The 18,194-nt window shown below is 69.9% G+C and carries 13 protein-coding genes; 6 read left to right on the top strand and 7 right to left on the bottom strand.

The annotated features are described in order from the left end of the window. Positions 1-26 precede the first annotated feature (26 nt). The 4 genes from ACN4JJ_RS01660 (at position 27) to ACN4JJ_RS01645 (ending at position 5,910) form a co-directional block, all read left to right on the top strand. A complete protein-coding gene (locus tag ACN4JJ_RS01660; RefSeq protein WP_440708166.1) occupies positions 27-1,304 on the top strand; it encodes a helix-turn-helix transcriptional regulator in 1,278 nt (425 codons plus the stop codon). Positions 1,305-1,438: 134 nt separating this feature from the next. Further along, complete coding sequence (locus tag ACN4JJ_RS01655; protein WP_440708165.1) at positions 1,439-2,884, top strand: APC family permease; 1,446 nt, start codon at positions 1,439-1,441, stop codon at positions 2,882-2,884. Further along, on the top strand, positions 2,881-4,614 hold the full coding sequence (locus ACN4JJ_RS01650) for an amidohydrolase (RefSeq protein WP_440708164.1): 1,734 nt from the start codon (positions 2,881-2,883) through the stop codon (positions 4,612-4,614). The genes ACN4JJ_RS01655 and ACN4JJ_RS01650 overlap by 4 nt, the downstream gene beginning before the upstream one ends. 66 nt (positions 4,615-4,680) lie before the next feature. Then, complete coding sequence (locus tag ACN4JJ_RS01645) at positions 4,681-5,910, top strand: NAD(P)/FAD-dependent oxidoreductase (protein WP_440708163.1); 1,230 nt, start codon at positions 4,681-4,683, stop codon at positions 5,908-5,910. Positions 5,911-6,074: 164 nt separating this feature from the next. Here the strand turns inward: ACN4JJ_RS01645 and ACN4JJ_RS01640 are convergent, their stop codons facing one another. The 3 genes from ACN4JJ_RS01640 to ACN4JJ_RS01630 are packed head-to-tail and all read right to left on the bottom strand — an operon-like array spanning position 6,075 to position 9,802. Next, positions 6,075-7,067, bottom strand: coding sequence for a 3-hydroxyacyl-CoA dehydrogenase (locus ACN4JJ_RS01640; RefSeq protein WP_440708162.1), 993 nt, complete (start codon positions 7,065-7,067; stop codon positions 6,075-6,077). Next, positions 7,055-8,287, bottom strand: a complete 1,233-nt coding sequence (locus ACN4JJ_RS01635) for an iron-containing alcohol dehydrogenase (RefSeq protein WP_440708161.1) — start codon at positions 8,285-8,287, stop codon at positions 7,055-7,057. Before ACN4JJ_RS01635 ends, ACN4JJ_RS01640 begins: the two co-directional genes overlap by 13 nt. A gap of 3 nt (positions 8,288-8,290) precedes the next feature. Further along, on the bottom strand, positions 8,291-9,802 hold the full coding sequence (locus tag ACN4JJ_RS01630) for an NAD-dependent succinate-semialdehyde dehydrogenase (RefSeq protein ID WP_440708160.1): 1,512 nt from the start codon (positions 9,800-9,802) through the stop codon (positions 8,291-8,293). Positions 9,803-9,892: 90 nt separating this feature from the next. Between ACN4JJ_RS01630 and ACN4JJ_RS01625 the strand changes: the two genes are divergently transcribed. Both ACN4JJ_RS01625 and ACN4JJ_RS01620 read left to right on the top strand, forming a co-directional pair. After that, entirely contained in the window at positions 9,893-10,600 is a 708-nt protein-coding gene (locus tag ACN4JJ_RS01625; protein WP_440708159.1) for a GntR family transcriptional regulator, read from the top strand. Between the two features lie 144 nt (positions 10,601-10,744). After that, positions 10,745-12,469, top strand: coding sequence for a sigma-54-dependent Fis family transcriptional regulator (locus tag ACN4JJ_RS01620; RefSeq protein ID WP_440708158.1), 1,725 nt, complete (start codon positions 10,745-10,747; stop codon positions 12,467-12,469). On the opposite strand, the gene ACN4JJ_RS01615 is transcribed toward ACN4JJ_RS01620, so the two are convergent. Genes ACN4JJ_RS01615 through ACN4JJ_RS01600 form a run of 4 tightly spaced genes read right to left on the bottom strand, consistent with a single transcriptional unit; the run spans position 12,459 to position 18,067 of the window. After that, on the bottom strand, positions 12,459-13,544 hold the full coding sequence (locus tag ACN4JJ_RS01615) for an ABC transporter permease (protein WP_440708157.1): 1,086 nt from the start codon (positions 13,542-13,544) through the stop codon (positions 12,459-12,461). The genes ACN4JJ_RS01620 and ACN4JJ_RS01615 overlap by 11 nt on opposite strands. Continuing rightward, the gene (locus ACN4JJ_RS01610; RefSeq protein WP_440708156.1) at positions 13,541-16,177 is read right to left on the bottom strand and encodes an ATP-binding cassette domain-containing protein; all 2,637 of its coding nucleotides are present in this window, start codon (positions 16,175-16,177) and stop codon (positions 13,541-13,543) included. The genes ACN4JJ_RS01615 and ACN4JJ_RS01610 overlap by 4 nt, the downstream gene beginning before the upstream one ends. Before the next feature lie 19 nt (positions 16,178-16,196). Then, a complete protein-coding gene (locus tag ACN4JJ_RS01605) occupies positions 16,197-16,919 on the bottom strand; it encodes an SDR family NAD(P)-dependent oxidoreductase (protein ID WP_440708155.1) in 723 nt (240 codons plus the stop codon). Further along, a complete protein-coding gene (locus ACN4JJ_RS01600; protein WP_440708154.1) occupies positions 16,916-18,067 on the bottom strand; it encodes a substrate-binding domain-containing protein in 1,152 nt (383 codons plus the stop codon). Before ACN4JJ_RS01600 ends, ACN4JJ_RS01605 begins: the two co-directional genes overlap by 4 nt. Positions 18,068-18,194 lie beyond the last annotated feature (127 nt).

Genomic DNA, 18,194 nt, shown 5'->3' with positions numbered 1-18,194 from the left:
GCGGCCGGGGGCGACGGGCGTCTCGGATGACGGCGCCCGGGCCCGATGCGCTGCGGTTCGATCGGCCGGTCGAGTTCGCACCCGGGCGAGCCGTCTCGGCGTCCGTGGTCACGATCCGGGCAACGAACCTGCACGCGCATCCGGGGGTGATCGAGATCCTGTGCGTGCTGCGGGGTGCCCTGCACGTGCGGGTCAGCAGCGAGTCGTTCGACCTCGGCGCCGGCGACTTCCTCGTCATCAACGAGGACGACCCTCACCTCCTCGAGGGCGACGACGCGAACGCGACCGCGATCATCCACGTCCGGCTGGCGGACTTCCTCGATGTCGACCCGCTCATCGAGCACATCGTGTTCGCCTGCGAGTCGTTCGACCTCGTGCGGCACAACGGCGAGGAGGCCGCGCTGCGGGCCTCGGCGCTCGAGCTGCTGGAGACCGCCCTCGCACCGGCCGAGAGCGGCGGCGAGGGCGGCGGCGAGCTCGCCCTGTGCCGGCGGCTGCTGACCCGGCTGTGCTCGGACTACTCGCTCGAGCGCTACAACAACCGGAGCGGATCGCCTTCGGCGCACCTGCGCCGCCGGTACCGGGAGGTTTTCCGCTCGCTGCGCGACGGCGCGGAGAACCGTACGATCCTCGCCGCGATCGCCGCCGAGCAGCACTTCTCGCGCTCGTACGTCTCGCACCTGGTCAAGAACGTCTCCGGCCTGAGTTTCAGCACCCTGCTCGGATTCCTGCGGATCTGGCGCGCCGAGAAGCTGGTGATCCGCACCGAGCTGACGATGCTGGAGATCTCGGCCCAGTGCGGCTTCTCCGACACCAAGTACTTCACCCGCACGTTCCTGGCCTGGTTCGGCGTGCTGCCGGCGGCCTACCGGCGGCAGTCGCAGGCCGAGATCCGCCGCCCCGACCGCATCGCCGCGATCGACGGCCGAACGGCGCACTGGCTCATCGAGACGGTGCGACGGATGCCGGCCGCCCCCGCCTCCTCGGCGGCCGACCCGCCCGCCGCGACCGAGCACCTCACGCCCGTCACGGTCACCGAGCAGCTCGTCCGCACCGGCGCGGCGAGCACGATCGCACGGCTGCGCGCGGCCGGCCTGACCCCGTACTTCGTGCTGCAGTTCGAGTCGGCCGAGGCGACCGGCGCGGTGATCGACGCCCTGCTCGCGAAGCGGGACGGCTACTGGCCGATGCGGTTCTGGGTGCACTACTCGGCGGATGACGACCGCGCCCGGGTCGACGCGCTCATCCGGCAGGTCGCTGCCCGCGCGAACCACGTGACCCTGGTCCCCGTCCGCCTCCCCTAGGCATCCGTTCGAGCGCGATCGGCATCCGCACCCAGCGCCATCGGCATGCGCGGGGCCGCAGTCGCCTTCCTACAGTGGGTGGACGATCGACCCGCCGACGGACGATCGACCCGAACGTCACCCGAAGGAGCTCCATGTCCGAGACCAGCAGCCCGCCGCTGAACGCCCCGGCGAGCGCCCCACGCGGCGGATCCCTGCGGCGAGTGCTGAAGCTCCGTCACCTGGTCGCCTTCGGCCTGGCCTACCTCGCCCCCACGGTCGTGTTCAACCTCTACGGCATCGTCACCGAGATGACCGGCGGGATGATGGCGCTGGCCTACCTGATCACCACCGTCGTGATGTTCTTCACCGCCTACAGCTACGCAGTGATGGTGAAGGAGTACCCGATCGCGGGTTCCGCGTACACCTACGTGCGCCGAGCGGTGAATCCCTGGCTCGGTTTCTTCACCGGATGGGTGATGCTCCTGGACTACCTGCTGCTGCCGATGGTCTGCTACCTCCTGGTGGGCATCTACATGAACACCTTCGTGCCCCAGGTGCCGGTGGCGGTCTGGGTGATCGGGCTGGCCGTGCTGGTGGCCGCGATCAACATCGTCGGCGTCAAGACCGCCGGCCGCATCAACACCGTCATCGTCGGGGCGCAGATCCTGTTCTGCCTCGCCGTGGTGATCATCGCCGGTGTGTACGTCTCGCAGGGCGGGGGCAGCGGAACGCTCCTGGACCCGAAGGCGTTGCTGAACGTGGACACCTTCGACGGGCCGAACCTGCTCTGGGCCTCGTCGATCCTCGCAGCGGCCTTCCTGGGCTTCGACGCGGTGTCGACCATGGCCGAGGAGACGGTCGAGCCCCGCACGACGGTGCCGCGGGCGATCATGATCGTCTGCGTGGGCGCCGGTGCCGCCTTCGCCCTCATCTCCTACTTCACGCAGATCGCCTGGCCCACCGCCTACCGCGACTTCGCCGACCCCGACACCGCCGTGTTCGAGCTGCTTCCGCGGATCGGCGGCGACGTTCTGTCCACCACCTTCCTGGTGATCGACAACTTCGGCAGCGTCATCTGCGCCCTGGTGGGCCTTGCCGCGGTCTCCCGGCTGCTGTTCGGCATGGGCCGGGACGGGGTGCTGCCCCGGCGCTTCTTCGGAAAGCTGAGCACGCGGTTCGGCACCCCGGTGAACAACATCCTGCTCACCTCCGCGGTCGCGCTCAGCGCGCTGCTCTACTCCGACAACCTGCTGGGGGCGGCCTCGCTGGTGAGCTTCGGGGCGCTGAGCGGATTCATCATGGTGAACTACTCGGTCATCAGCCACTTCTACATCCGCGGCAGGCGCCGCACCGGCGCCGACTTTCTCCGCTACCTCGTCATCCCCGCGCTCGGCATGATCGTGTGCATCGTGCTCTGGGTGAACATCGACATCTCGGCGAAACTGCTCGGCCTGGCCTGGCTGGCCCTGGGCGTGGTCTACATGGCGATCCGCTCCCGCGGATTCCGCCGCCCACCGCCGTCGATGGAGCTGGACGAGGATGCGGCCCCTGCCGTGACCGAGACGGAGGCCGGGACCGGGAGTGGGACGAACCGATGAGCCTGGTGCTGACGAACGCGATCGTGCACACCTCCGACCCGGCGCATCCGCGGGCCTCGACGGTCGTGATCGAGGACTCGACCATCGCCTACGTGGGCGACGGGGACGACTGGCAGAACACGGCCGGCCTCCCGGTGGTCGACCTCGGGGGGAGGACGCTCACGGCGGGCTTCGTCGATTCGCACACCCATCCGAGCATGGTGACGCAGAGCCTGTGGCACGTACGGCTGCCGTGGACCAGCGACGTCGACGACCTGCTGGCGTTCATCCGTGACTACGCCGAGACGCATCCGCCCGAGGAGGTGCCGTTCCTCTACTTCGAGTACTACCCGAGCGAGACCTTCCGCGACCGGGAGGCGACGAAGGAGCTGCTGGACTCCGCGGTCTCGGACCGGCCCTGCCTTTGCCAGGACTTCAGCGAGCACGAGCACTGGGTGAACAGCCGGATGATCGAGCTGATGGGGATCACCGCATCGACACCCGACCCCATCCCGGGGCTGGAGATGTTCGTGCGCGACGAGGCGGGCGAACCCACGGGGCTCCTGCGCGAGATGGTGCATCTGCACTACATGGATCGGGTGTACGCGGCGATCGGCTGGACTCCCCCGCACGAGCTCACGCCCGAGCGCATCGCCCCCTTCTTCGAGTTCATGACCCGGCACGGCGTCACGGCCGTGTTCGAGGCGCTGGTCGAAGACGAGGCGATGGTCGAATCGGTCGCAGAACTGGATCGGCGGGGCGAGCTCACCCTGCACTACAGCGGGGCGCTGCGGTTTCGCGGGCGGGACGACCTTCCCGGTGTGATCGAGCGGCTGGCACGGCTGCAGGCCCATCATGGCGGCCGGCACGTGCGGATGAACACGCTCAAGCTCTTCCTCGACGGCACGAACGAGAGCGGCAACAGCGCCGTGCTGGCGCCGATGTGCGTGCACGGCGACGACGGCGACGACGGCGATGGCGGCGGCCGCGGTCTCGGTCTCGGTCTCGGAGAGATGTCGCTCGAGTGCGACGAGCTCGTCGACTGCCTGCTGCTCGCCGAGTCGCACGGCGTCGACGTGCACATCCACCTGGTCGGCGACCGGGCCTTCCGGATCGCCTGCGACGCCGTGGAGATCGCCCGGCGGATGCGCCGCGCCGCCGCGGGCGGTGGGGCCGGGGCCGGAGACTTCCGCAGCCTGGTCACCCTGGCGCACTGCGAGCTGATCGACCCCGCCGACCTCCGGCGCCCGGCCGAGCTCGGCATCATCGTCAACTGGACCTGCCACTGGTCGGGCGGCTACTTCGGCGAGGGTGCGCGACGGCACCTCGGCGACGAGCGCTGGAACCGGATGTACCGCTTCACCGAGATCGCCGACTCCGGGGCGGTGCTGGCGTTCTCCAGCGACGTGGTGACCGGCTACGAGCTGCACCGGGCGGATCCGTTGTTCGGCATGCAGGTCGCCCGGTCGCGGATCGACCCCGAGTATCCGCTCGATCCGGAGCGTTTCGCCGGGAGCGTGCGGCCCGGCGCCGGCGATCAGCTCCGGCGCGAGACGCTGCTCGAGGGCTACACCATCGGCGGAGCCCGTCAGCTGGGCATCGCGGCCACCGCCGGCTCGATCGAGGTCGGCAAGTGCGCGAACCTCGTCGTGCTGAGCGACGACCCGCTCGCCGAGGGCCGCGACGACCTGAGCACCATCGCCGTGGACGCCGTTCTGTTCGAGGGCCGGGTCGTGTCGGGGTCGCTCTGACCGGGCATCCGGAATCGTGCGGCGCCTGGGGGTCTCTGCGGAGGCCGGCGCGAGTACGGTGAAATGATGACGTCCTCATCGACCGCGCCCGTGCATCACGATGTGGTCGTCATCGGGGGTGGGAACGCCGGCCTCTCCGTGGCGGGACGGCTGCGGCGCTACGGCATCACCGACGTGGCCGTGATCGAGCCGCGGGAGCACCACCTCTACCAGCCGATGTTCTCCCACGTCGCGGGAGGCACCGCACCCGCGTCGAAGGCCACCCGTCCGCAGGCCTCCGTCATGCCCAAGGGCGTGAGCTGGATCAAGGCGCGGGTGCGCGGCATCGACCCGGTCGCGAAGACCGTCGAGCTCAGCTCGGGCGGGCTCGTGAGCTACGGCCAGCTGATCGTCTGCCCGGGCATCCAGAAGAACTGGGACGCGGTGCCCGGCCTGGTGCAGGCGATGGCCTCGCCGTCCGGGATCTCCAACTACGAGTACGACTACGCGCAGAAGGCGTCGCAGGTGCTGCGGGAGACCCGGAGCGGCACCGTGGTGTTCACCCAGCCCTCGGGCCCGGCGACCTGCGCGGGAGCGGCGCAGAAGCCGATGTACCTCGCCTGCGACTACTGGCGGGCGACCGGGGTGCTGGACGACATCGACGTGGTGCTAGTCGTTCCCACGCCGACCCTGTTCGGGATGCCGCTCATCGACGCCGAGCTCGAGCGGAAGGCCGCCGAGTACGGCATCGACGTGCGCTACAGCCGGGAGCTGACGGCCGTGGACGCCGAGCAGAAGACGGTCACGATCGCGGGCGCCGGCCCGGATGCGGATCCGGATGCCCGGGAGACGCTCGCCTACGACGTGCTGCACGCGGTACCGCCGCAGTCCGCACCCAGCTGGCTCGCCGCGACGCCGCTCACCGTGGAGGGCACCACGGACGGCTTCGTCGACGTCGACTCGCTGACGCTCCGGCACCACCGGTTTCCGGATGTCTGGGCGCTCGGAGACGCCGCGGCCACCTTCAACTCCAAGTCGGGCGGGGCGCTCCGGCAGCAGACCACGGTGCTCGCGAAGAACCTCGTCGCCGCGATGAAGAACAAATCGCTCCCCCAGGAGTACAACGGCTACTCGGTCTGCCCGTTCGTCGTGTCGCGCTCCACGGTCGTCTTCGCCGAGTTCGACGACCGCTACCGCCCGAAGCCCACGATCCCGTTCTGGAAGGGTCTGGCCAAGGAGCGCCGGCTCACGTTCGTCGCCGATCGCTACGTGCTGCCCTGGGTGTACTGGAACCTCATCCTCAAGGGCCGCGCCTGACCGCGCCTGGGCCCGGTCGACGTGGGCGTCGGAGAGCACCGCGCGGCGCACGGCCATGCCCTGCTCCCAGCGTTCTGCGACGGTGAGCCCGGCCCGGCCCGCGGTCGAAGCTGAGAGATCCCCCGCACGTGCAGGGCACGCGCCCCGGGGAGGCCTGCTCGTGTCTAGGCCGGGAGACCTCGCCCATCGACGCCGTCCCAGACCGGCTTCAGCCGCATGAGCTGCTCGTCCCGCCACCGCACACGCTCGTCCCAGTCGTCCAGCGGCAGCGCGGCCCGCCGTTGAGCGGCCACGGCCGCCACGAGCTCTGCGGTCCACGGATCGCTCTGACCCCGTTCCGCACCCATGCGCTCGTACGCCGGGCCCATCTTCGAGGCGTGGGACTCGATCCCTCCGCGGGTGTTGAGGTCGACGGTCTCGAACGGTCCGATGAAACTCCAGCGACGGCCGAGCCCGCTGCGCACCACCTCGTCGATGTCGTCCACGGTGGCGACGCCGTCGCGCACCAGTGCGTACGCCTCCCGCAGCACCGCCCCCTGCAGACGGTTGAAGAGGAAGCCCTCGATCTCGCGGCGCACGTGGACCGGCTTGAGACCGACCGCCCGGTAGAACTCGGTGGCGCGCTCGAGCACGGCGGGGTCGGTGGCGGGCGACGGCACGAGCTCGATCACCGGGAGCAGGTACGGCGGATTGCCCGGGTGCGCGACGAGCAGCCGGCGAGCCAGCCTCTCGTCGCCCGCAGCGATCGCACTCGGCACGATAGCCGAGCTCGAACTGGCCAGCACGGCGTCGCCGGGCACGGCTTCGAGCACGGTCTGGAACAGCTCGCGCTTCAGCTCCACCCTCTCCGGGGCGCACTCCTGCACCAGGATCGTGCCCGCCACCGCATCCGCCAGATCGGCCTCGAAGACCACTCGGGACGTCACCACGTCGACGGGGTCCGCGAGCAGCCCGAACTCGGCCAGCATCCCGAGCCGCGCCGCCAGCTCGCCGCGCGCGCGGTCGAACGCCTCCGGAAAGGCGTCCCACACCCGCACCGAGCGCCCGGCACTCGCGAACAGCACCGCGAAAGCGACCCCGATCGACCCCGCTCCGGTGATCGCCGCCGGCCGGCTCCCCGGCTCCAAGACGGCCGGATGCCCGCTCACACCTCCCACCAGCTGCGATCGTTCGCGTACCCGCGCTCCAGGATCGCCACCACGAGCTCCCGGGTCAGCGTGCGCGGGTTGTTCGCCGTGAGGCGGGTGGCCAGCATCGCCTGGTCGGCCACGAAGCCGAAGTCGTCGGGCGACAGGCCGAGGGTCTTCAGATCGAGCGGCGCCCCGAGAGCTGCGAGCAGCTCCTCCACGCGCAGGATGCCCGCGTGGGCCTGGTCGAGCTCGCTCGCTGCCGGGTCGGCCACGCCGAGGATGCGCCCGATCTCGGCGAACTCCGCCACCCGCTCGGGCAGGTTGAACCGCATCACGTAGGGCAGCAGCGCACTGATCCCGAAGCCGTGCGGCGTGTGGGTGAGGTTGCCGATCGCGCCCTGGATGGCGTGCGCCCCCGCGGTGCCGGCTGTGTTGATCGACATCCCCGCCGTGTACGACGCGAACATCGTGTCGGAGCGCGCGTCGAGGTCGGACGGGTCGGCGGCGACCGCCTCCAGCGAGTGGTTCAGCAGCGTAAGGCCCGTGCGGCAGAAGACGTCCGTCAGCGGGTTCTTGCCGATGTAGAGCTTGGAGTCGATCTCCTCCGGCGTCGGCGTCTTCACGCGGTCGGTGAAGGCCTCGACGAGATGGGAGAGAGCATCCGCCCCGGTGGCCGCGGTGAGCCCGGGAGGGCAGCTCAGGGTGAGCTCGGGGTCGATGACCGCGGTGTGCGCCTCGAGGAAGGGGCTCGCCACACCGATCTTCATGCCCTTCTCCCGGTCGAAGACCACGGAGATGCAGGTGACCTCGGCACCGGTGCCGCCGGTGGTCGGAACGGTGATGACCGGAACCCCCGGCCCCGGCACGAGGAACTCGCCGTAGTAGTCGCGCACGTCGCCGCCGTTGGCGAGCACGATCGACGACACCTTCGCGAGGTCCATGCACGACCCTCCGCCGATGCCGAGGATGGCGTCGACCTGGGTGTGCCCGAAGCGCTCCACCACGGCCATCACGTCTTCGCGCGGGAGGTCGGGCTCGGCCTCGGCGTAGATCGACACGTCGACGCCGGCGGCCCGGATCGCCTCGATCAGCTCGGTGAACTCGGGGGTCGTGGCCATGCGTGCGTCGGTGGTCACCAGCAGGTGCTCGGCGATCGCCTTGACCAGGAACGGGATCTGGTGGCGCTGGCCCGGGCCGAACAGCACGGTCTTCGGTTGGCGCAGGATTCCCAAGGAGGCGGTGCTCATGATTCAGTCCAGTCCTTTGCTCTCATCGACGGTGACGGCGAGGTATTTGGGTTCGAGGAACTCGTGGATGGCGTGGTGGCCGCCCTCGCGTCCCAGACCCGACGACTTGACCCCGCCGAACGACGCGGCCGGGTCGGCCATGATCCCGCGGTTGATGCCCACCATGCCCGAGTCGAGGCGCTCGCTCACGGCGATGGCGCGGGAGAGATCGCGGGTGAAGAGGTAGGCGGCGAGACCGTAGCTCGTGTCGTTCGCCACCTCGATCGCCTCCCGGGTGGAGTCGACCGTGTAGATCGTGGCGATCGGGGCGAACAGCTCCTGGTTGCAGATCTCGTTGTCGCGGTCGTTGATCTTGAAGACCGTCGGTTCGAAGAAGTAGCCCTCGCCCTCGACGGCGGAACCGCCGGTGAGCAGCTCCGAGTCGATCGCTTTGAGCTCGGCCACCAGGCGTGCGACGCCGTCGCGCTGCGCCGCCGAGATGATCGGGCCGACGTCCACTCCGGCCGAGAAGCCGTCGCCGACCCGCAGCTGCTTGGTGAGCTCGACGAAGCGGCGGGTGAACTCCTCCGCCACCGCGGAGTGCACGATGATGCGATTCGCCGCCACGCAGGCCTGACCGGCGTTGCGGAACTTGCACACGATCGCCTGCTGGGCCGCGAGTTCGACGTCGGCGTCGTCGAGCACCACGAAGGGCCCGTCGCCGCCGAGTTCCATCGACGCGTTCACGATCCCGGGAGCGGCCTGCTTCAGCAGTGTGCTGCCGACACCGGTCGATCCGGTGAAGCTCACCTTGCGGAGGCGGCGGTCGGCCATCACGGCGGCCGAGACCTCCGCCGAGTGCGTGGTGTGCACGAGGTTCACGACCCCGGGCGGGAAGCCGGCGTCGTGCAGCGTCTCGACGAAGAGCGCACAGGTGAGCGGGGTCTCCTTCGCCGATTTCACGACGATGGTGCACCCCGCCCCGAGCGCCGCTCCGGCCTTGCGGGCGATCATCAGCAGCGGGAAGTTCCAGGGCGTGATGAGCAGCGACGGGCCCACCGGCTGGTGCGTGGTGATGATCCGGTAGCCGCCCCGCGAGCCGTCGGCATAGGTGCCGTGGAGGTGGGCGACCTGCTCGGCGTACCAGAGGAAGAACCCGGTCGAGAGGTCGAACTCGCCGCGGGCCTCGGCGAGCGGCTTGCCGCTCTCCAACGTCATGGTCTCGACGATCGCGTCGGCCCGCTCGAGCAGCAGGCGGTGCGCGCGATGGAAGAGGTCGGCGCGGTCGCGCGGGGCCACGTGACCCCACTCGTGCTGGGCGGCTGCCGCGGCGTCGAGTGCGTCGAGCGCGTCGGCGGCGCTGCCGTCGGGCAGCTGCGCGATCACTCCGCCGGTGGCGGGGTTCAGCACGTCGAACGTGGTCGACGCCCCCCGCCACCGCCCGCCGATGTAGAGCCCCACCGGGATGGAGCGGCCCCGCAGCGTCACGGTGCCGCCTCCGGTCGCCTCGCTGGTCGTGTTGTCGAGAATCGTCATTGAATCCATCCCTTCGAGTATTCTCGTAATACGGTACGATGCGTAGCAGTTCCTCCGGACACGATGAGTCAAATTGAGAAAGGGCGACGGATGCCCCCCACCAAGATCGAGCGCCACGCCGCTCCGCTGCGTCAGCAGGTGGTGCAGAATCTGCGCGACGACATCCTCGACGGAGTGCTCTCCCCCGGCGAACGCCTGCTCGAGAACTCGCTCTGCGAGAGCTACGGAGTCTCCCGCACCGTCGTGCGGGAAGCGCTCCGGCAGTTGGAGAGCGAGAGTCTCATCACGATGCTGCCCGGTCGCGGCCCCATCGTCACCGTGCTCTCGAAGCACGACATCCAATCGCTCTACGAGGTCCGGCGGGTGCTCGAAGGTCTCGCGGGCGAGCTCTTCGCCCGGAACGCCGACGACGAGCAGGCGTCCGGACTCGTGGCACTGCTCGAGCGCATGGAGGCGAGCTACCTGCACGGAACCGTGGAGAGCCGCGAGCAGAGCAAGGCCGAGTTCTACGATCGTCTGCTCGACGGGGCGGGCAACCCCGTGCTGGCGAGCAACCTGCGCGGGGTGCACACGCGCATCGGCCTGTTCCGCCGGTACGCCTTCCTCGACGAGCACCGCGTGGCGCTCTCGATGGAGGAGTTGCGGCTCATCGTGCACGAGGCGGCCGTGGTGCGCGACCCCGCGACCGCGCGCCGGCGCTGCGAGGAGCACATCGAGCTGGCGGGCGAGCTGGCCGTCGTCGAATACAACAAGCGCCTTCAGCGCACCGAGACCGACGCCGTCGAGATCGCGATCTAACCGTTACTTGACCTTCACCCGAGGAGCCGTGATGATGACGTTACGTTCCGCTCACCCGGTGTGCACGCACCCAACCGGTCCTGTGTTCTCGATGACGAGTCAACCCGCGTCGTCGATGGCGCGGACAGACCCCAGGAGCTAATCGTGCCTCTCCATTCCGACCCGGATCGCGTGCAGAAAGTCAAAGACGACTTCCTCGCCGCGGACGACTCGACGAAGACACTCAACCCCGAGCTGCTCAAGTCGTGGCAGCGCTCGCGTGCCGCCATCGGCGTGCCCGCGAACATCCGCGACGTCCCGCGCGTCGACAGCGACCTGCTCGATGTGCACCTCCTGGACATGTTCCAGGCCCCCCTCACCCGGGTGTCCGACGATCTCGACGGAACCGGTATGGGCCTGTTGCTCGCCGACTCGCAGGGCCGGATCCTGCAGCGCTGGTCGCACGACCACAGCGCGCTCGATCACCTCGACCGCCTCGGCACCGTGCGCGGCGCCATCCTGGCCGAAGACGTGGTGGGCACCAACGGTGTCGGCACGGTGGCGGCCACCGGCAAGAGCGTGCAGATCTCGGGCGTCGAGCACTTCGCCGACTTCTACAGCGGCGCAGTGTGCACCGGTTCGCCGGTGCGGCATCCGGTCACCGGGAAGCTGCTGGCGGTGGTCACGCTGTCGAGCAGGATCTCCGACCGCAGCGTGTTGCTCCGGCCGCTCATCAACTCGGTCACGATGCAGCTCGAGCAGCAGGTGCTCGACGTCGAGCGCCCGGCGGCCCGGATGATGTTCAACTCCTTCCTCGAGGCGTCGCGCTCGCACGCGGGCCCCGTGGTGGCCTTCGGTCCGCAGGGCCTCGTGATGCAGAGCCAGAAGGCCGGCCGGCTCACGGTCGCCGACATCAACCTCATCCAGCAGCACTGCGTCGACGAGGGGCGCACGGGCCAGTTCACCCTCGAGCTCTCGACGGGCACCGCAGAGCTCCGCGTCACCTCCCTCGAGAAGGGCGCCGGCTCGATCGCCGTGCTGGAGCGCGAGCACCGCACGACCACCACCAGCATCGGCCCGGCGCGCCCGCAGCTCGTGGGCCGATCTCCGGAATGGCTCACGGTCGCGCATCAGGTCGCCCGCCACCGCGAGCTGCGCAAACCGCTGGTCATCGCCGGCGAGACGGGCTCGGGCAAGGCGTCGCTGGCGCTCGGCCTGCCGTTCCGCGCGGGCACGGTCATGACGCAGCGGATCGTGACGGATGCGGCCGAGCGGCACGTCGTCGGCAGCCGCAAGTGGCTGCAACGTCTCGCCGAGCGCCTGGCGGCCTCGGCGCCCGTGGTCATCCGCGGCATCGAGACGCTCGACTCGCACAGCCTCGACGGCGTGAAGTCGCTGCTCGAAGGCGGATCGGGGCGCGGCCCCGTTCTGCTCACCCTCTCCGCCGACGGCCGCACCGAGGCCGAGACGGTCACGGCTCGCCTCGGCATGTCGATGATCTGGGTGCCGCCGCTGCGCGAGCGCAGTTCCGACCTCGCCGCCCTCTGGCGGGTGCTGGCCGACCAGCTGGCGCCCGGAGCGGGGCTCGAACTGCGGGCCGACGCGCTCGAGGTGCTCACCGCCTACCAGTGGCCGGGCAACCTCACCGCGTTGCGCGGGCTGATCGAGCAGTTGACGTTGAGCGGCAAGCGGGGCGTGGTGCAGGCGGCCGATCTGCCGAGTTCGATGCAGGGCACGCGCGTGCTCTCGATGATCGAGCGTGTCGAGCTGGAAGCCATCCGCAAGGCGCTCGCCGAAGCGGATGGCAACCGCTCGAAGGCCGCGGAGATCCTCGGCCTCTCCCGCGCCACGGTCTACCGCAAGATGAAGGCCTACCGCCTCACGGCCTGAGCGCCGGGGCGGGGCCGGAGCCGGGAGCCGCCGGAGCCGGCTTCCGCGCGGCCCTGCGACGCAACAGCACCGGCACCAGCTCGCGCACCAGCACCACCGCGATGAGCACCACCGACTGCGCGATCAGCTGCAGGGCGTCCTGCCAGCCGACCGAGCGCAGCAGCTGCCCGAGCTGGGTGAGGAAGAGCGCGGCGATGCCGGTGGAGACCACGCTCGCGACGCCGCCCGTGAGGGCGGTGCCGCCGAGCACCACGGCCGCGACCGAGGGGAGCAGGTACGAGTCGCCGAGGAACAGCGCGGGCGTCTTCGTGTAGCCCGCCAGCAGCACCCCGCCGGCGCCGTAGCAGAGACCGGCGAATGCGTAGGCGAACATCTGGTAGGTGGTGACCCGCACGCCGAGCACGGCCGCCGCCCGCTCGCTCACGCCCACGGCGGTGAGGCGCCGGCCGATGATCGAGCGCTGCGTCACGAGGCCGGCGATCACCACGATCACGATCGCGATGAGCAGCGTGTTCGGGATGCCGAGGGTGCGGTCCAGTGCGAAGCCGTTCAGTTCGGCGGGCGCTCCGGATGGTGTGCCGTCGGCGATGAAGAACACCGTGCCGAGCAGCACGGCGTTCATCCCGAGGGTCACGACGAGCGGCATCACCCGGAACCAGGTCACCAGGATGCCGTTCACGATCCCCACGATCCCCGGGCCCACGATGCCGGCGATCACCGCCGCCCAGAGCGGCCAGCCGTAGTTCTGCGGCAATCCGGTGGAGAGCACGGCCGCGAGGGCGATCATGCCGGGCACCGAGAGGTCGAGCCCCCGCTGCTGCACCACGAGGGTCTGCCCCGCGGCCACGATGGCGAGCACCGAGGCGAAGGGCAGCATGCTGAGCAGCGGCGCCGTGCCGAGACTGCCCGGGGCGATCACGGGCGACAGGGCGAACAGCAGCACCGTCGCCACGGTGATGCCCACCCAGCTGCCCGAGAGCATCCGTCGCCAGGCCGATTCGGCCGGGCCGAACGACGTCGGCCGGGGGGCACCGGCCGGCGCCGGGGCCGGGTTGCGGTCGAGGGTGGAGGTCATGATGCGCTCCCATTCTGGGTGGCGACCGCACCGGCGGTCGAGGAGGAGGTGGGCGGTGACGCGATCGGGGCGGGCGGGCGGCGCCGGCGCCGCGATCGGCGCAGCTGTGCGTAGAGCACGGCGGCGGCGAGCGTGATCAGGCCCGGCAGCCAGTACGACCACGCCTGCGAGAGGCCCAGGAAGGGCGAGACGTTGAGCACCTGCTGCACGAGGAACGCCGCGGCGAGGATCCCGATGAACGACCCGCGGCCTCCGAAGATGGAGGCGCCCGCGAGCACCACCACGGTGACCGACGACAGGGTGTAGGAGAGCGAGGGGCGACCGTCGCCGATGCCGATCTGCGCCATCATGATCACGGCCGCCGGGAGCACGAGGAACGAGCACAGCACGTAGGAGAAGAACCGGGTGCGCTCCACCTTGATGCCGAGGCGCGCCGCCGCGTCGATCCGGGAGCCGACACCGCGGAGCTCGACGCCCCAGCGGGTGCGCCGCAGCGCGAACTCGAGGAACAGCAGCACGGCCACCGCGAGGATGGTGACGATCGGTACGATGCCGACCCTGGCCTGGATCTGATCGGCCACGTCGCCGAAGATGATGCCGCCGGGTGTCGACCTCAATGTGAGGTAGATGCCCTGCAGCGCCATGTACATGGCCAGGGTCACGACCACCGGGTTGATACTGAACCTCGTCACGAGGAAGCCGTTGATCACCCCGGTGCCGATCGCGCCCGCCACCATCAGCGCGACACCGATGTAGAGGTTGCCGCCGTCGACGATCCAGTACGACGCCAGCACCACGAGCAGCCCCATGAGCGGGCCGACCGAGAGGTCGAAGCCCGAGCCGAGCACCACCACCTGCTGGGCCGCGCCGACGAACAGCAGCGGCGCGGCCATGAACAACAGGTTGTTGATGTTGAAGGCGCCGAGGTAGGCGGGGTTCGTGGCGGCCACGACGATGCCGAGCACCAGGAAGATCGCGCCGAGCACGGCGGCCGGCGACTGGTCGCCGCGCAGGAACCGTCGCAGCGTCACGCCACGCGCCGACCTGTCGGAATCCGTTCGCTCGCGCACCGTCGTGGAGGTGAGGGCGGCGCGCGCGATGGCGGCCTCCGTCACCGCGTCGCCGGTGAGCTCCTGCACCACCGAGCCGCGCGACATGATGAGCACCCGGTCGCAGAGACCCTCGAGCTCGACGCCGTCGGACGAGAGGATGACGACGGCGGCTCCCGAGTCGGCGGCGTCGCGCAGGATGCGGTAGATGTCGACGCGCGCGCCCGCATCCACCCCCTGAGTGGGTTCCTCCGCGAGCAGCACCGTGGGCTTGGAGAGCAGCGTGCGTGCGAGCACCGCCTTCTGCTGGTTGCCGCCCGAGAGCGACTGGATCGGCGTGCGCGCCGAAGGGGTCTTGATGGCGAGCCGCTTGATCTGCTCCGCCGCCACCTCGAGCACGCGGCGCTCGCTCACCATGCCCGCCGTCGACACCGGCGAGAGCGTCTTCGACACGATGTTGTCGCCGACGGAGAGCGGGAGGAAGACGCCCTCGCCGTGCCGATCGGCGGGCACGTAGACCACGCCGGCGGCCGCCGCGGCGGAGTTCGAGCCGTTCGACACCGCCGTGCCGGCGACGTCGATAGTGCCCGAGGTGGGCTCCAGCCCGGCGAGCGAGCGGATGAGCGCGGCCTGCCCGTTGCCCTGCACCCCCGCGAGCCCCACGATCTCCCCCTTCTTCACGGCGAACGAGATGTCGTGGAACTCATCGCCCGAGAGCGCGCGGACGGTGAGCCGGTCGGCGGTGCCGACGGTTCCCGCGTCACTGCCCTTCTCGGGGAACACGGTCTCGAGCGTGCGCCCGATGACGCGCTCCACGATCTGCTGCTCGTCGACCTCGGCGGCCTCGAAGGTGCCGCGCACCTGACCGTCCCGCAACACCGTGATGCGATCGGCGATCTGCTTCACCTCGGGGATGCGGTGGGAGATGTACACGATGGCCGTGCCGCCCGCGGCGAGCGCGCGCACCGTGCCGAACAGCTTCTGCACCTCGTCGAGCGAGAGGTGCTCGGTGGGCTCGTCGAGGATCAGCACGCGGGGCTCGAGCGCCAGCGCCTTGGCGATCTCGACGATGAAGCGCTGCTCCACGGAGAGATCGGCCACGCGCGTCTTGGCGTCGATGCCCATCTGCCAGGGGTCGAGCTGCTTCTGCGACCAGGCGACGGCACGGCCGAGCCCGCCGACGCGCTTGTAGCCCACGCCGACGGCCATGTTCTCGGCCACGGTGAGGTCGGGCAGTAGTGCGGGATCCTGCCGGACGATGCCGAGCCCGAGCTCGCGCGCCGCCTCGGGTGAGGCGCTCGCGAGCACGCGCCCGCCGATCTCGACGGTGCCCCCGTCGGGAGCGAGGGCACCGGATGCCACGGCCATCAGCGTCGACTTGCCGGCGCCGTTCTCGCCCACGAGCGCGTGCACCTCGCCCGACAGCACCTCGAGGGTGACGTCGGTGAGCGCGCGCACACCCGGGAAGGTTTTGACGATGCCGTCGAGCCTCAGCACCGCCGGCCCGAACCGGGCGGGGCCCGTGGGCCCCGCCGGTTCGGGCCGGGTGGCGAGCGCGACGTCGTAGATGTCGGAGTTCGTCATCGGATTCGCTTTCTTCTCATCATTGGGCGAGGTAGCCGCCGTCGATCACGAGCTCCGACCCCGTCACGAAGCTCGCTTCGTCGGAGGCGAGGAACACGAGGCCGTTCGCGATCTCGCGGGGCGTGCCCGCCCGGCCCATGGGGGTCATCGACACCACGTAGTCGTTGATCTCGGGCGCCTGGGCATCCGTCAGCGGCGTCTCGATGAACCCCGGGTGCACCGAGTTCACCCGCACGTTCTCTTTCGCGTAGGTGATGGCGGCGCTCTTGGACATGTTTCGCACCGCGCCCTTGGTGGCGTGGTAGGCGTGGGCGCCGGCCACGGCGACCGAGCCCCAGATCGACGAGATGTTGATGATGGAGCCGCCGCCCTGCGCGATCATGTGCGGGATGACCTCGCGCATGCCGAGCCAGGTGCCCGTCTGATTGACGGCCACGACGTGGTTCCAGTCGTCGAGCGTCAGGTCGTGCAGGGTCTCGTAGGCGATGATGCCGGCGTTGTTCGCGAGCACGTCCACGTGACCGTGGCGGGTGATGACGTCGGCGACGACGTCCGCCCAGCCCTGCTCGTCGGCGACGTCGAGCTGGTGGTACTCGACCCCGTCGGGGAAGGGCACCGGGGAGGCGGCACGGCCGGTGGCGATCACCGTGGCACCCTCCTCGGCGAACACCTCGGCGATCGACCGCCCGATGCCGCGCCCCGCTCCGGTCACGATCGCGACCTTGCCGTCGAGCCGGTTCACTGGAACAGCTGCTTCAGCGAGTCGACGCTGAGCCCCGACGAGAGGATGGCGTCGGGCGGGAGGTCCGACTCGCACTTGGGCTGCAGGTCGGGATCGGTCGAGTCCTCGATGATCTCGAGGTTGTAGGTCGACGGCTCGTCGTTGGGCAGGCCGTTCGCGGCGGCGAGACCCTTGTGCAGGGCGGCGGCCACCACCCAGTTGCGCGACGACTCCGTGGCGATCTGGTAGGTGGGCTGAGCGTCCTTGTACTGGTACCACAGGCAGGCGAACTCGTTGGAGTCGTTGGCCGACCAGACCGGCAGGGGCTTGCCGGCGGCCTCGAAGGCACGGATGCCGCCCACGGATCCTCCGCCGTAGTCGGCCACGATGCCGTTGATGTCGCCGTACTTGGTGATGAGTCCGGCGACCACCTGCTGGGTCTTGCCGGGCTCCCAGTCGGTGGCGACCGGGCCGTCCTCGTTGAGGAGCGTGATGCCGGGGTTCTCGGCGACGGCCTCGAGCACGCCGTCGTAGACCGCCTGCGAGTAGGAGTTGCCGGCGATGCCGCCGAGCATCACGAGGTTGCCTGTGCCGCCCATCTTCCCGATGGTCCATTCGGCGAGGTTCTTGCCGTAGGTGTTGATGTCCTCCGACACGAAGTCGACGTAGTCGACGCCGGGGGTGCCGCCGGGCGAGCCCACGTAGGGGACGACCTTCACGCCCGCCTCGGTCGCCTTCTGGATGGTGGGCAGCAGCGCCTCACCGCCGTCGACGAAGGTGACGATCACGTCGACGCCCTGGGCGACGAGCGAGTTGATGTCGCTGATCGCCTTCTGGGTGTCTCCCTGCGCATCCGTGTAGAGCACCTTCGTGATGTTCGGGCACTTCGCGGCCTCCTCCTCGAAGATCGCGCGGGTGATCTTGCGCCAGGAGTTGCCGCCGAACCCGTCGGCGAGGGCGACCGTGATGTCCTTGTCGCCGCAGAAGTTGGAGATGTCCTGGATGTCGCCCTGCACCCCGACGGTGCCGACGGTGACGGCGGAGTCGGTGGCTGCGGCCGTCGAACCGGCGTCATCTCCGGAGGAGGAGAGCGAACCCGTGGAACAACCGGCCAGGGCGAACACCGCCACCGTGCCGATCGCCAGGAGCGATGCCTTCTTGGTGAACATGGGGAGTTCCTCGTTTCTCTTCGTTGAGCTGCGTGATTAGCAGTCTGGGTTCCGGCGGATGCGCTTCGCCGGGTCACCCTGAGACGCGGGTGCGTCATTTTGCGACAAGCGCTCGAGGGGTCTTCCC

Origin of the sequence: Herbiconiux dendrobii, assembly GCF_052048175.1 — a bacterium.
Taxonomy (GTDB): Bacteria; Actinomycetota; Actinomycetes; order Actinomycetales; family Microbacteriaceae; genus Herbiconiux.
This window is presented reverse-complemented; position numbering and strand designations above follow the sequence as displayed.

Bases quoted from the DNA above. Each gene is read 5' to 3' on its own strand.
- ACN4JJ_RS01660 (WP_440708166.1), top strand. From the start codon at position 27: ATGACGGCGCCCGGGCCCGATGCGCTGCGGTTCGATCGGCCGGTCGAG.
- ACN4JJ_RS01655 (WP_440708165.1), top strand. From the start codon at position 1,439: ATGTCCGAGACCAGCAGCCCGCCGCTGAACGCCCCGGCGAGCGCCCCA.
- ACN4JJ_RS01650 (WP_440708164.1), top strand. From the start codon at position 2,881: ATGAGCCTGGTGCTGACGAACGCGATCGTGCACACCTCCGACCCGGCG.
- ACN4JJ_RS01645 (WP_440708163.1), top strand. From the start codon at position 4,681: ATGACGTCCTCATCGACCGCGCCCGTGCATCACGATGTGGTCGTCATC.
- ACN4JJ_RS01635 (WP_440708161.1), bottom strand. From the start codon at position 8,287: ATGAGCACCGCCTCCTTGGGAATCCTGCGCCAACCGAAGACCGTGCTG.
- ACN4JJ_RS01630 (WP_440708160.1), bottom strand. From the start codon at position 9,802: ATGACGATTCTCGACAACACGACCAGCGAGGCGACCGGAGGCGGCACC.
- ACN4JJ_RS01625 (WP_440708159.1), top strand. From the start codon at position 9,893: ATGCCCCCCACCAAGATCGAGCGCCACGCCGCTCCGCTGCGTCAGCAG.
- ACN4JJ_RS01615 (WP_440708157.1), bottom strand. From the start codon at position 13,544: ATGACCTCCACCCTCGACCGCAACCCGGCCCCGGCGCCGGCCGGTGCC.
- ACN4JJ_RS01610 (WP_440708156.1), bottom strand. From the start codon at position 16,177: ATGACGAACTCCGACATCTACGACGTCGCGCTCGCCACCCGGCCCGAA.
- ACN4JJ_RS01600 (WP_440708154.1), bottom strand. From the start codon at position 18,067: ATGTTCACCAAGAAGGCATCGCTCCTGGCGATCGGCACGGTGGCGGTG.